Below are 14,859 nucleotides of genomic sequence, written 5' to 3'. Positions count from 1 at the left end.
ATTCTATTTTCTTATTTTTCCTTTTGCATTTCATAAATTTGCTTTAACATTATTTTTTTAGGTGTAAATGGTGCAAGTGCTAAAAATATTCTTTGTAATGGTGTTACTCCAGCAATTACGTTTAATTTTCCATTTAACATTCCCTCATATCCTGACCTTGCAACATCAACTGGACTAACAGTCTTAGCAAACAATGGAGTATTACTCATATCTGATGCCTTAGCAAATCCTGTATCCATTGCACCTGGCATCAAAGTTGTAAGGGTTACACCTGTGCCCTTAATTTCTTGCCAAACAGCATTTCCAAACGATGTTACATATGCTTTTGTAGCATAATAAACTGCTTGCAACGGCCCTGGCATTGTAGCAGCTGTTGATGAAACATTTAATATTTTTCCACTTTTACGTTCAATAAAATCAGGCAAAAATAACTTTGTTAACCTTGTAAGAGTAATAACATTTACTTCAATCATTTGCATGTCTTGTTCCATAGTACGAATATGAAACTCACCTCTCCCACCAAATCCAGCATTATTTATTAAATAATCAATATTTATATTGGCAGCTTTTACTTCATCATAAATATCTTGGGCTGCGGTACTTAAAGATAAGTCTTTAACAATAACTATAACCTGTATGCCATATTTGCTTTCAAGCTCTGCTTTTAATTCATTAAGCTTATCTTCACTTCTTGCAACAACTACTAAATTTCCACCTTTAGATGCATGTAATTTTGCAAATTCTTTTCCAATACCACTAGATGCACCAGTAATAAGTGCAGTTTTATTCTTCATAATCATGCCCTCCAATAACTTGTATTTAAACTTATATCTCAATTATATAAACTTCCAAAAAAAATATAACATCACTTTGTGCCAATTATTATTCAATTTACGCCAAATACAATTTGAGCATTATTTATCTTAATCATAGTTTTAATCAAACTAATCTCAATATTCATATTTTCCATTTAGACATGACTAGAAATCTCTCAAAATAAGCTTTTACTACTTCTTCAATATAACCCTTATAGTAACTTCTATTAAATATATATATCCACATTTACTTCTCTATCCAAAATGATATAAATGAACCTGAGAACGACATTATAAAGTCTTTAACTCCTACAAAATAATTTTCTAAATTAAGCTCTGCACAAGAAGAAGGGTGATTAACACTAAAACCCTTAATCTTACCATTTTCTTTTACCAATCCCTTTACAACTATTAAATGTCCACCTTTTGGAATAACTTTTCCTTCGCTATTTATTTTAAGTATTTTTTACATTACTAAATCTAATAATAAACTATATTGAAAAAAGTATAGTCTTATATTTACTTAATACAAAACTATACTTAAAATTAAAAATAAGCTTTATTTAATTTTACCAAGAAGTGCTGCAAATGGATTATCCTCTTTTTCAATCTTTTCTGCTTCTTTTTGCATCTTCTTCATATAATTATTTATTTCCCTTTTATCAACTTTACCTGATTTATCAAATCTCTTCTTAAATTGCGATGCTTTTTCTCTAAAATGACAATTTGCTCCTGGACAAACATATATGGCTCCATCACCTTTTCCTCTAAGTTCCAACTTCTTTTTGCACTCTGGACATCTTGCATTAGTTATTACACTAATAGACTTTCTAAAGCCACATTCCCTATCTTGGCACACTAACATTTTACCCTTTTTGCCGTTTACCTCAAGCATCTTTTTTCCACACTCTGGGCAACGTTCTCCACTTAAATTATCATGAATAAATTTAGCTTCACTATTCTTAATTTCATTTACAATTGTTTTAGAATAATTTTTCATATCATTTATAAATATATCTTTTTTACTTTTTCCTTTAGCAATATTACTCAAAGCCATCTCCCATTTAGCTGTTAATTCTGGAGATTTTAATTCCTTAGGTACCAAATTTAGAAGTTGTTTACCCTTAGAAGTTATATAAATATCTTTGCCTTTTTTTTCTATTAAAAAAGAATTAAATAGCTTATCAATTATATCTGCTCTAGTAGCAACAGTTCCAAGTCCCCCTGTTTCTCCTAGTGTCTTCTTTAACTTTTCATCATTATTATCCATATACTTAGCTGGATTTTCCATAGCTGATAATAATGTTGCTTCATTAAATAATGCTGGTGGCTTTGTTTCTCCTGTAGTTTTGCTTACAGTAAAATTCTTTAACTCCATACCTTCTGAAAAATCTATTGATATAGAATTTTCCTCTTCTTCAGCTGAAAATACTTCTTTATATCCTAATGAAATTATCTTTTTACCTTTTGTTTTAAATATTTCCCCGGCAATTTCTCCTTCAACAGACATCTCCTCATATTGACAAGGTTCCATAAGTACAGCTAAAAATCTCTTTACTATAAGATCAAAAACTTTGCGTTCTTTATCATTTAATGATGATAAACTTGCTGGTTCTTCTGTTGGAATAATTGCATGGTGATCTGATACCTTTGAACTATCTACAAAACTCTTATTAGCCTTTATATTTTTCTTTAAAATTGATGACGCTACCTTACTATATGGACCTACAGATACTGCTTTGACTCTATCCTTAAGTGTTGATACCATGTCATCTGTTAGATATCTTGAATCAGTTCTTGGATAAGTTAAAAACTTATGACTTTCATATAATTTTTGTAAAATGTTCAAAGTTTCCTTAGGTGAGAATCCAAAGATTTTATTACAATCTCTTTGTAGTTCTGTTAAATCATATAATGATGGTGAGTAACTCTTTTTATTTGCTTTGTTCACTGATTTAATCTTAAAGATACCTTTATTTATTTTTTCAATAACATTATCTATATCTTTTTCATTGAAAGTTTTTGTATCTTTATTACTCTTATTTTGCCAAGTAAATTTTATCCCTTTATATGTTATAGTAGCTCCGTAATATTTTTTTGCTTTAAAGTTTCTTATTTCTTCTTCTCTAGTGGCTATTATAGACAATGTTGGTGTTTGCACTCTTCCCGCTGAAAGACTAGTATTATAGTGACATGTTAACGCTCTTGATGCATTTATACCAACTACCCAGTCTCCCTCTGCTCTAGCAACAGCAGAATGATATAAATTATCATAACTTCTACCATCTTTAAGATTGTTAAAGCCATCTCTTATTGCTTTATCTGTTACAGAAGATATCCATAATCTCTTTAATGGCTTCTTGCATCCCGTCTTAACAAGAATCCATCTTGCTACTAATTCCCCTTCTCTTCCGGCATCAGTAGCAATAATAACTTCATCTATATCTTTTCTAAATAATTGTTCTTTCACTGCATTAAATTGTTTTCTTGTATTAGGAATAACTGATAACTTAAAGTTGTTGGGAATTAACGGCAATTGCTCCATATCCCACTTTTTATACTTATTATCATATTGCTCTGGATCTGCTAAAGTCACAAGATGTCCTAGCGCCCAAGTAACAACATATTTATTTCCTTCTAAATAACCATTTCCTTTTTTATTACAGCCTAATACCCTTGCTATATCTCTAGCTACTGACGGCTTTTCTGCTAATACTAACTTTTTCATATTATATCCTTTCATGCCATATACCTAATTCTTTACTTATAACTATATACTATCAATTCTCTTATTTCCACATTAATAATAATATTAATATAAGTTACAATTATAGTTTTAGAATCATAATATAATTATAAATCAATATTCACTGGAGGTTTAAATGTGTTTATAAAACTTACTCCTCCAATATTTGAAGATAACACAAATAATGATACTGTCGTTAATGATGACGAAATAGTTTTCTTAAATCAAAATAGACTATTTTGTTTTCTAGCCATAAATCCTCTAAATGATGATAATGCAATAGTGGGATCAAGCATACTTTACTTAAGAATGCAAATTAGTCTAAAAAATCTTTATCTTGCCTTACTATTGACTAATTTAGATTTAGCAGAAGCACAACTAAATCCACATATAAAACTTCATGAAGATGAAAGTTTAGACGAAATAATTCATGGATACTTTTACTCCAATGTACAATATAGCTTAGCTGGACTTCCCTATGTTACTTTCGTTGTATCAAGTCTAGATGCTATAATTCCATTTTTCAACTATCAAATTAGTATAACACCAAGAGTTTTTTACATTATCTTTGTTATCTCCATTTTAGAAAATGATCCTAACCTATATTATTTTAATAATGACTATGTTGAATTTACAGACATAAACCTTGAATTAGCTTCTATGGGACGCTCAGAACCAAGACATTGTTATAAACACAAAATGGTTCCTAGAAATAGAAAATATAGACGTAATAAAAGGTCATGAAATAAGACCTAGATATAGTATTTTACCTAGGTCTTACTTATATTAATTAATTTCTATAAGTTTATTATTTAACATATCCCATTCAAAAGCTTCTTTGTTATACTTATCTATAAAATACCATCCTATAGTAGCTAGATGGTCATCCATCATTTCACTAACTTGTATCATGTAGCCTTCTTTTCCATTATTACTTTCAGCGTTTTGAACCTCTAAACTCAAATTTTCTTTATTTTCTAATTTCTCTCTTAAGAATTCAACTGCTTCATCTTCTGTAAAAGCTTCTCTTTCCTTTTTCTCTTCTTCTTCTTTTTGCTTTCTTTCAGCTTCTTCTTTAGCTAATTTTTCATCTCTCTTTTGTATTATTTCTTCCTGTAGGTTTTTAGCTTCTTCATCATCTTTTCTTACATTAAGTACATCTGTTATACTTTTTAATGCACTATCATAATCTCCCTTATCAAAAGCTTGTTTTGCTTTTTCAAAATTAATATCTACCAATGCATCATCACATTCTTTTATTTTTTCCTGTGCATCTACATATATCTTTCCTTCATTAGCATGAATCTTATTTAACTTATCTTTAGCTTCTTCATATTTTTCTTTTTTCATTAAATTTGTAGCTTCTTCAAGTAAAGTCTCTGACTTTTCAATTTTCTTCATTAATTCTAATTTTTCTTTACCTTCTTCAGTAGATTTTAAATCTTCAGCTTTTTTTAAAACCTCTTCAGCTTTGTCATATTCCCCACTCTCTACATACTCTTCAAATTGATGTAGATAATTTAATACTTTATCATTAACTTTTATACTATTAAATAATAATAGTACTCCTAATATCATAATAATTATTAATATTGAAATGATTCCTATAATAATTTTAGTAGTTTTTTTTAACTTTTTCGTTCCATTCCTCATATTATCCTCCTTTTTTATGCAACTTTATTCTTGGATATATTTATTTTTTAGGAAGTATCTTGTCACTAATAAATATATCATTAATAATCTTTCAATTTCTAATTAAAATACCATATAAAAATAAAATTCTTATTTATAAATATAACGCGAACCCCTATAAATATCAATATATATGTATTACTATTTATGTAACTACAAATTATTTAATTATAAAATGTATTTTTTATCGAAATGTATTTTAAAGGAGATTATTATGAAAAAATTTTTTGCATTAACTATTAATGGTAAGCTACGTTATGAATTAATTTTTGAAAAACTGTTCTTCTTTTTATTAATTTCTACGTTTATATTTGGAATATTAAATAAAAATTCTTTTATATATTTATCTTCTTTATTAACTTTAGTAGTATCTCTATTGATAAAGTTAGTATTTATGTACACGAGATTTAAAGCTACTCTACTTTTATACTTTCTTTCTCAATTATTTATTTTTTTATCTATGTTTCTAGGACGAATAATCTCTATATATAGTATCTTTCCTTATTGGGATAAATTTGTTCATTTTTATTCAGGAATCATATTATTTTTTATAGGGTTGGCTATTTTTACAACTTTATGTAAAAGTAATTTAAATAAAAACTTTTCCCTTTCAATTCTATTCGGTATATTTTTCAGTATATCAATGGCAGGATTATGGGAAATATATGAATTTACTACCGATTTACTTTTAAAACTTAATTCACAAAACCATAGCTTGACTGATACTATGATTGATATAATCTGTGGTTCTATCAGTACAATAATCTCATCAATAATATATATCTTTTATTCAAAATATAGGAACAATAAATAAAGATTACGTAAAAGTTCCTTTTACAGGGCACAGGCTAGAAGGCACAGGGCACACGTAAGGTGAAAATTCCTCTTTGGGAAGAATTTTATTATAGTCCTGCGGACATCAACGCGTTTTCTTATTTACTGCAAATATAGAAATTATAGCTAAAACTTCATGAAAGTACAACTTTCATGAGCTTTCTGTAACGACTTTTATATCAACTGTAATCTAAGTAAGAAACATGTTCTAACTTATAACATTCAACTTAACACTTAAAATTTCAGAAATTCTACAAGAATTTCCTCCATTACTGTGCCTTGTGCCATCATACTTGTGCCCTGCGCTCTATCAAGTTTACTTAAAAAAGCTGCGCACTCTTCGTGCAACAGCTTCTATTTTTAACTCTTAATATTGTTTTACAGGAAGTATTATAATAAATTCACTTCCAACACCCACTTTGCTTTTTACAAATATATCTCCTTTATGTAGATTTATAATTTGTTTCGTAAATGTTAATCCTAAACCACTTCCTCCATACTCTTCTGTTGTATTTCTATATCCTTGAGAAAATCTATCAAAAATAATTTCATAATTTTTTTCTTCAATTCCTATTCCAGTATCTTTAACATTTATAGTAACATATTCATCATTATCACTTATTCCCACTTCAATTTTTCCACCTCTATCAGTAAATTTAATAGCATTACCAATAAGATTAACTATACATCTCTCTATATTTTCAGCATCACATTCTATTACTTTTTCTTCTACTTCAGGATCTATAATTAATTCTAATCCAGAGTCCTCTGCAAAGTCTTTCATTGACAAAACTACTTCTTCAACTAGATATACTATATCATTTTCAGTAATATTTAATTTATAAAATCCAGCATCTATCTTTGCAGTATCTATAATGTTATTAATAAGGCTTAATAATCTTTTAGAGTTTCTATTCAATACAGACATATAATACTCTAATTTAGATTTATCTATATGCTCCTCTTTCTTATTTAATTCTGTCACTAACTTTTCTGTAGATAATATAACATTTAACGGTGTCCTAAGCTCATGAGATAGATTAATAAAATAATTATTTTTATATTGCTCATGCTCAATTATCTTATTATACAATTTTTTATTCTCTAATAGTTTATTATGTAATTGAAGTGTCCTTTGCTCAACTATCTTTTCTAAAATTCTAACATGATTTATTCCAAAGAAAATTAGTATTATAACACATATTATGTATATTAAATACGCTATTGGACTAAGCCATGGTGGGTTATCTATAACTATATTTATAGATAATTCATCACTAAGATTTCCCACTGAATCTCTAGCCATAACTTGCAATTCATATTTTCCTGGATGCAAATTAGAATAATTTATATTATTATTATTTTCATTATCTATCCATTTGTTATCTGTCTTTTTCAGTTTATATGAATACGATATTTTTGATGGATTCCTATAATCTGATACAAATAATTCTATTGATATGTTATTTTTATCATATGGTAAATTAATTTTTCCCTTATCTAAATCTAAATATTTTGCATTACCATTTTCATCTCCATTTACAAGAACCGATTCTATTTTTATCTTAAAATTTTCAAGATATTCTCTACTCATTTCTTTAGGATCAAAGGAATCTATACCTTTAATACCTCCAAAATACATTATTCCTTCTTTATTCCTATAATATGAATATATATTAAACTCATTACTTTGTAGACCATCAGTAACATCAAAATTTTCGGCTTTATTTTCTTTCACATTTAATTTAAAAATTCCACCATTAGTACTAATCCACGGATTATCTTCATCATCAAATAATATTCCATATATATATGTATTAGTTATACCTTCATTTTCACCATATCTTATAAACTTCTCATTTTCTTTATCTAGTCTATTCAATCCATGTGCAGTTCCTATCCATAAGTTTCCTTTACTATCCTCTGCTATAGACTTTATTGAATTATAACTTAAACTATTTACATCATCTTCATCATTAGTATAAGACTTCATAGTCATATTTTTTCTATCAAATCTTATTAATCCACCATCATAACCACACCCAATCCATAATATTCCATCTGAGTCTTCATATATGCTAGAAATATATCTATCACTTATTTTATATTTACTCATTAACTCACTATAATCTATAAATTTGCTTTTTCTATCAAAAGAACATAATCCATTTCTAGTGCCGATCCATAATATGCCCTCTTTATCAATATGCAATGATACTACATCATTATATACCAATGAATTTTCACCATAAATATCCTTATATCTAGTAAATAAGCCAGTACTTTTATCAAATTTATCTAATCCACCACTGGTAGCAATCCATATTTCATTGTTACCATCTCCAACAACTTGCCATACTCTATTGTTACTAATTGAATTTATATTTTCACTATCATGCTGATAATACTTTATTTCATTAGTATACTTATTAATAACATTAAGACCACCACCGTTAGTTCCTACCCAAATTAGACCTTCATTATCTTCATAAATTCCATATACCATATTATCGCTTAAAGAATTTTCTTCAAACTCACTTTTTATATAGCTTTTTAAGTTAACTTTTGGATTGAAATTATTCAGACCATCATAAGTTCCCACCCATATAAGACCTGATTTATCCTGATATAATGAAATTATATAGTCATCTGTTAACGATTTTTGATCATATTCTTTATGTATATAATTTTCAAAATTATTCTTACCTTTTCTTTTAACTGCTATTCCTTTATTAGTTCCTATCCATAAATCCCCATTATCATCTTCTAAAATAGCATCTACCCCATTATGTGGTAATGAGTTTTTATTATTTTCATCATTTTTTATATCTTCTATAGTACCTTCTTTCTTATTATATTTTTTTATTCCATTTTCTTCTGTAGCAATCAATATTTCTCCATTAGATAATGTATATATCTTATTTATATATTCATCTTCACTAACTTCTTTAAAACGTTTTAATACTCCATTTTCCTCATCTAAAAATAACACTCCTGTTCTAGTTCCGACCCATATAACTCCATCTTTATCTTCTTCTATAGTTAATATATAATTTTCTACATTATATTCATCATTGAAACCTTCTACATAAAATCTTTTAAATTTATCACTTTTCTCATCATATAAATTTAACCCTTGCTCCGTCCCTACCCAAAGTCTATTTTTAGAGTCAATAAAAACATATCTTGTATTATAATGTGATAATGCATTATTATCTTTTTCATCTGAAGTATAGTTTTGTATTTTTTTTCTATCTTTACTTATCTTGCTTAACCCTTTGTTTGTGGCTACCCAAAGATTTTCTTGCTTATCTTCTACTATCTTACATATAAAGTTCGATGGTATTGTTACTTCTTCTCCATCATTATACTTATATACCTTAAACTTCTTACCATCATATCTATTTAAACCATATGACGTAGCTATCCACATATACCCTTGCTTATCTTGATATATATCATTTATTGTTGTTTGTGATAAACCATCCTCAATAGTAATTCTTCTGAACTTAATATCTTCTCCTCGTGCAAATGCTAGTTCGCTAAAGCTTAATCCACATATAATTACCACTAATACTATTAAAAATACTCTTTTTGGTAAGCCCTTCATTTGCTCGCCCTCTTTCTATACATTGTTCCAAAATGATATATAGTTATAATATTATTAATTCAATATATTCTATCATAAATTATATTTGTATTAAATATCCTGTCATTTTTTATTGAGATTTGTTTAATCAAAAAAAACTCTAATACATTTTATGTACTAGAGTTTTCACTACTATTTTAAAGCTTCTTCTATAAATTTTTTAACTTCTGTACTATACTTAACTTTATCTTTAGGATAAGCCTCTACATGTGCTGCTCCTTCAATAAGTAATAACTTATTTTTATCACCAATTTTCCTTTTATACATGTCTTCACTCATATAACATGGTACAAAATCGTCTCCTATACCATGAATAAACATTGTAGGTATTTTCTTATCCTTTATATCATCAATAGGTGAAATATCATTCATATCGAACTTACAAAGCTTTTTACACCTTCTATTAACAAACCAATACAATGGATATAATGGTGTTCCTTTATATTGTTTAAATTGATATCTAAGTATTTCTTTCCCACTTGAATACGGACAATCGGCTATTATAAAATCTACTTTGTCTTCATATTTTCCTCCATACATAAGAACTGTGGCTGCACCCATTGACTGACCATGTAACCCGATTTTTATGTCATTACCAAGTCTATCTGTCATAAAATCTATCCATTGATTTAAATCTTCTCTTTCATAATATCCATAAGTTGCGTAAGTACCTTCACTATCACCATGACTTCTTACATCTATCATAAGTACATTAAATCCTTCTTCAAAAAACATCTCCAAGTATTGTAATGCTATATAATGATTAGAGGTATATCCATGTACTATAATCATTAACTTTTTACACTCTTTAAACTTTTCTATATAATATCCTTTTAATTTTAAGCCCTCTTTTGATACTATCTCTAGAACTTCAATATCTAATTCTTTATATTTAGATAAATCATAAGCTTTTCTTTCTGTTAATACTCCAAAAATATCTTCTTTAGTTTTTCGCTCTCTTAAAATAGTTTTATAAAAAGCATAATCTGTAAGTTTTTTTCCTATTAAAAATAGAATTACTACTAATATAACAAATGAAATAATTATTATTTTAAACATAACCTTAATTCTTCTCCAATAATTTCTATAACTTTATCTATTACTTCCATCATCTCATTGTCATCTTTCTCATTTTTACCACTTTCTAATACTGTAACTGGACACGATGAACAGCATCCTTGTAATAATGATGTTATTTTATACTCTCCTCTTAATTCCTTAAAATCTTCAAATGTCATATCTTTCTTATTAACTATTAAATTTAAAGGCTTTATACCATTTGACATCATTATTATTAGTCCATCTTCAGTAACTTGTTCTATTTTGGCTTTTACTATCCTCATATAACCCACCCCCATAATAATATCTATTTAGTATATAATTTAGATATTTCTACAATAACATCCACAGCCTTTTCCATGGAACTTACAGGTACATATTCAAATTTTCCATGAAAGTTTTCACCACCAGCAAAAATATTCGGTGTCGGAAGACCCATAAAAGAAAGTCTTGCCCCATCAGTTCCTCCTCTTATAGCTTTTACTTTTGGTGTTACACCACAATTTTTCATCGCGTCAAAAGCCTTATCTACTACATATTGAACTGGCTCTATCTTTTCTTTCATATTATAATATTGATCTTTTATTTCTATTTCACAAGAATTTTCTCCAAATTCTTTATTAATTTCTTCAGCCCACATCTTCATATTACTTTTTCTATTTTCAAAACTTTCTCTATCAAAGTCTCTTATTATATAAGATAATTTAGTTTTTTCCACAGAACCATCTATAGAAGTTAACATATAAAATCCTTCTTTATTTGAAGTTAACTCTGGCACCTCATCCTTTGGCAATTTTTCTATAAACTTGTTAGCGATAAGCATAGAATTTATCATTTTATCTTTAGCATAGCCAGGATGAACATTTACTCCATTAAGTATAACTTTAACTCCTGCAGCATTAAAATTTTCACATTCTAGCTCTCCAATAGCACCACCATCAATAGTATATGCTACATTAGCTCCGAATTTTTCTACATCAAATAAATCTGCACCTCTTCCTACCTCTTCATCTGGAGTAAAACAAATAGCAATAGGACCATGTTCTATATCTGGATTATTTATTAAAAACTCCATTGCAGTGATTATCTCTGCTACTCCAGCTTTATCATCAGCTCCAAGTAATGTAGTACCATCTGTAGTAATAAGCGTTTCTCCTATATAATTTTTTAATTCTGGCGATTTTTCTGGAGACAACACTATATTTAAATCTTTATTTAAAACAATATCTCCCCCATCATAATTCTCAACAATTTGAGGATTAACATTTTCTCCTGAAAAATCTGGTGCTGTATCCATATGAGCAATAAATCCAATTGTTTCTATTGCTTTATCAACATTAGATGGTAAATATGCCATTACATAGCCATTTTCATCTATAGATACATTTTGCATACCTATGGTTTTTAGTTCCTCAACTAACATTTCACCAAACTTGTATTGTGATTTTGTTGTTGGACATGTTTTACTTTCCTCATTGGATTTTGTGTCTATTTTTACATATCTTAAAAATTTCTCAACTACTTTTGTCATTTTCTATCCCTCCACTGTCATATAAACTTCTATTACTATTATTGTAATACATATATGAAAATTATCCCATGTTTTTATAAAAAGTTTATTTTTATATAAAAAAATAAGACTGTTGATTAAAATAATTTTTCAACAGTCCATTTAATGATACTTTAATTCTCTACTCTTCTAAACTCTCTGATAATAAAAATACCTGTTATCATTGAAGCTATAAAATCTGAAAAAGCTCCAGCAAGCCATACTCCATTTACACCAAAAAACCTAGGTAAAATTAAAGTAAAAGGAATTAATAATATTACTTGTCTTAATAAACTTAAGAAAGTAGCTATTTTTACTTTACCTATAGATTGAAAATAATTACTTCCCACTACTTGAAAACCTAGCAATGGCAACATAAATAAATATACTCTAATACCTGTAACTCCTATTTTCAAAAGACTTTCATCTGAATTAAAAATACTTATTACTTTCTCTGGGAAAAGCTGAATTACCACTGCTCCAATACAAACTATTATAGTAGCAGCTACAATAGCATATTTTAATGTCAATTTTGTTCTTTTATATTTCTTAGCTCCATAATTATATCCTATTATAGGTTGTGATCCTTGATTGATTCCGAAAATAGGCATTAAGAATATTAATGATACCGATGATATTACAGCCATAGCTCCAATAGACAAGTCATTTCCATATGCTTTAAGTGAATTATTTGCTATTATTTGAACAGCACTGGCAGCTATTTGCATTGCAAACGGTGCAAAACCTATCGCAAATATTCTTTTAACAATACTAATATCTAATTTCAAATTTTGAATTTTCAACTTTAAATTTGATGATCCCTTTGTATAATAATAAACCATCACTAAAGTACTAATAACTTGTGCTAATACTGTAGCTACAGCTGCTCCTTTTATACCAAGATTAAAAATAAAAATAAATACATAGTCAAACACTATATTCACAATACATCCTAATGCCATTGTAGCTGCTGCCATCTTTGGATTTCCATCAGCTCTTATTGTAGCATTTAATGCAAATGAACTTATTGAAAAAATCGTTCCTACTAATATTATATTAATATATTCTGTAGCATAATAAAGAGTATTTTCACTAGCACCAAATAATATCAATATTTTGTTTCTTAATAATAATCCTATCACCGTAAGAATAATTCCCATTAGGACCATCAAAACTACAGCATTTCCTAGTATGGATTCTCCATCTTTTTTATTTCCACTTCCTAAGGTCAATGATATACTAGTTGTAGCTCCTATACCTACCAACATAGATACTCCTAAAATCATGGTCATTATAGGCATAGTTACTCCTACACCTGTTAATGCAAGTGGACCTATATCCGGTATTTTACCTATAAAAATTCTATCCACTACATTATATAAAGCATTTACCAGCATACCAATTATTGCTGGTATTGAATATTGTAAAAGTAACTTCTGTATTGGTTCCTCACCTAATATCTTTTGTCTATTCATATATTTCTCCTTTGTTTATGTTTTACACATCTTATAATTATATAAACTAATTTGACTTTACAATTATACAAAAATGCTGAAACCGTCGCAATAACGAATGAATTTTCGTGAGCCCTAGTTCCTTTAGTCATGGCGCAAGTTAGAAGGTACAGGGCACAAGTAAGGTGAAAATTCCTCTTTGGGAGGAATTTTATTATAGTCCTGTGGACAGCAAAATGTTTTCATATTTACTATAGATACAGAAATTATATTATAATTCGTAATCCAAGCTTCATGAAAGTACAACTTTCATTAGCTTTCTAACGACTTTTATATTAACTTTGATATAAATAAGAGACATAATCTAACTTATAACATTCAACTTAACACTTATAACCTAAGAAATTCCGCAGGAATTTCCTCCATCCCTGTGCCTTGTGTCATCATACTTGTGCCTTGCGTTCTATAAAACTTACTGAAAAAAGCTGCCACACCCTTCGTGCAACAGCTCCAACATTTTGCTTATATTATTTTGTCTCATATGAATTAGGTCCTATTTTCTCTCCATGATATATACCTAAATCAGAATTTCCACCTGGATTCATTTTTCTACGTTCTGGTTTAGATTTAGGTCTATCTTTCATTCTATACTTATTGTTATCCATAATTTCACCTCTCTAAATTTTAAAATCAGTTGGATCATATGGTTTTGCTTTTGGTTCTCCAAAAACAGCCTTCGCACTTTCTACTCTTGGATCATGATTTACATGTTTATGAGTCTTAGTTTTATGTTTTATCATCTTGTTTCCCATAAAATCACCTTCCTCAATTATAGAATGTGATTTTTTTATAAATTTATGTCTATTTTGATTTGGATTATTCTCTATTTAATTGATATACAATATAAATATTCCTTATTTACATAATGAATTTTATTGCATTTTTGGTATAAAAATTTTCTCCAAATTTCTCGCTTTTTTATTTTTTTTAATATATATATGATATAATTATTTTGTTAATATTTGTTTTAAATATACTTATAATATTTATTATAATTCAAA

The 14,859-nt window shown here is 27.9% G+C and carries 12 protein-coding genes; 2 read left to right on the top strand and 10 right to left on the bottom strand.

The features are described 5' to 3' along the window. Positions 1 to 11 precede the first annotated feature (11 nt). Positions 12 to 794, bottom strand: a complete 783-nt coding sequence (locus CM240_RS02330) for an SDR family NAD(P)-dependent oxidoreductase (protein ID WP_084485351.1) — start codon at positions 792 to 794, stop codon at positions 12 to 14. 580 nt (positions 795 to 1,374) lie between these two features. After that, the gene (locus CM240_RS02325) at positions 1,375 to 3,543 is read right to left on the bottom strand and encodes a DNA topoisomerase III (protein WP_044039668.1); all 2,169 of its coding nucleotides are present in this window, start codon (positions 3,541 to 3,543) and stop codon (positions 1,375 to 1,377) included. A 156-nt stretch (positions 3,544 to 3,699) separates the two neighbouring features. On the opposite strand from CM240_RS02325, the gene CM240_RS02320 reads away from it, so the two are divergent. Then, positions 3,700 to 4,305 carry a hypothetical protein gene (locus tag CM240_RS02320; RefSeq protein WP_044036115.1) on the top strand — a complete coding sequence of 202 codons (606 nt, stop codon included), beginning with the start codon at positions 3,700 to 3,702 and terminating at the stop codon, positions 4,303 to 4,305. 42 nt (positions 4,306 to 4,347) lie between these two features. Here CM240_RS02320 and CM240_RS02315 read toward each other — a convergent pair whose 3' ends face one another. Next, the gene (locus CM240_RS02315) at positions 4,348 to 5,214 is read right to left on the bottom strand and encodes a tetratricopeptide repeat protein (protein ID WP_044036113.1); all 867 of its coding nucleotides are present in this window, start codon (positions 5,212 to 5,214) and stop codon (positions 4,348 to 4,350) included. 253 nt (positions 5,215 to 5,467) lie between these two features. On the opposite strand from CM240_RS02315, the gene CM240_RS02310 reads away from it, so the two are divergent. Further along, a complete protein-coding gene (locus CM240_RS02310; RefSeq protein ID WP_051483643.1) occupies positions 5,468 to 6,067 on the top strand; it encodes a DUF2238 domain-containing protein in 600 nt (199 codons plus the stop codon). Between the two features lie 387 nt (positions 6,068 to 6,454). Here the strand turns inward: CM240_RS02310 and CM240_RS02305 are convergent, their stop codons facing one another. The 7 genes from CM240_RS02305 to CM240_RS18120 form a co-directional block, all read right to left on the bottom strand. Then, complete coding sequence (locus tag CM240_RS02305) at positions 6,455 to 9,697, bottom strand: sensor histidine kinase (protein ID WP_044036111.1); 3,243 nt, start codon at positions 9,695 to 9,697, stop codon at positions 6,455 to 6,457. A 171-nt stretch (positions 9,698 to 9,868) separates the two neighbouring features. After that, positions 9,869 to 10,795: an alpha/beta hydrolase gene (locus tag CM240_RS02300; protein ID WP_044036110.1), complete on the bottom strand. Its 927-nt coding sequence runs from the start codon at positions 10,793 to 10,795 to the stop codon at positions 9,869 to 9,871. Then, a complete protein-coding gene (locus CM240_RS02295; protein WP_044036109.1) occupies positions 10,783 to 11,079 on the bottom strand; it encodes a hypothetical protein in 297 nt (98 codons plus the stop codon). The genes CM240_RS02300 and CM240_RS02295 overlap by 13 nt, the downstream gene beginning before the upstream one ends. Positions 11,080 to 11,102: 23 nt before the next feature. Continuing rightward, complete coding sequence (gene pepT, locus CM240_RS02290) at positions 11,103 to 12,326, bottom strand: peptidase T (protein WP_044036107.1); 1,224 nt, start codon at positions 12,324 to 12,326, stop codon at positions 11,103 to 11,105. A 152-nt stretch (positions 12,327 to 12,478) separates the two neighbouring features. Beyond that, positions 12,479 to 13,819: an MATE family efflux transporter gene (locus tag CM240_RS02285; protein ID WP_044036105.1), complete on the bottom strand. Its 1,341-nt coding sequence runs from the start codon at positions 13,817 to 13,819 to the stop codon at positions 12,479 to 12,481. Positions 13,820 to 14,325: 506 nt separating this feature from the next. Next, the gene (locus CM240_RS17755; RefSeq protein ID WP_173400224.1) at positions 14,326 to 14,463 is read right to left on the bottom strand and encodes a hypothetical protein; all 138 of its coding nucleotides are present in this window, start codon (positions 14,461 to 14,463) and stop codon (positions 14,326 to 14,328) included. Between the two features lie 12 nt (positions 14,464 to 14,475). Beyond that, on the bottom strand, positions 14,476 to 14,610 hold the full coding sequence (locus tag CM240_RS18120; RefSeq protein WP_278246574.1) for a CPC_1213 family protein: 135 nt from the start codon (positions 14,608 to 14,610) through the stop codon (positions 14,476 to 14,478). Positions 14,611 to 14,859: the final 249 nt, after the last annotated feature.

Origin of the sequence: Clostridium bornimense, from assembly GCF_000577895.1 — a bacterium.
Classification (GTDB): Bacteria; Bacillota; Clostridia; order Clostridiales; family Clostridiaceae; genus Clostridium_AN; species Clostridium_AN bornimense.
This window is presented reverse-complemented; position numbering and strand designations above follow the sequence as displayed.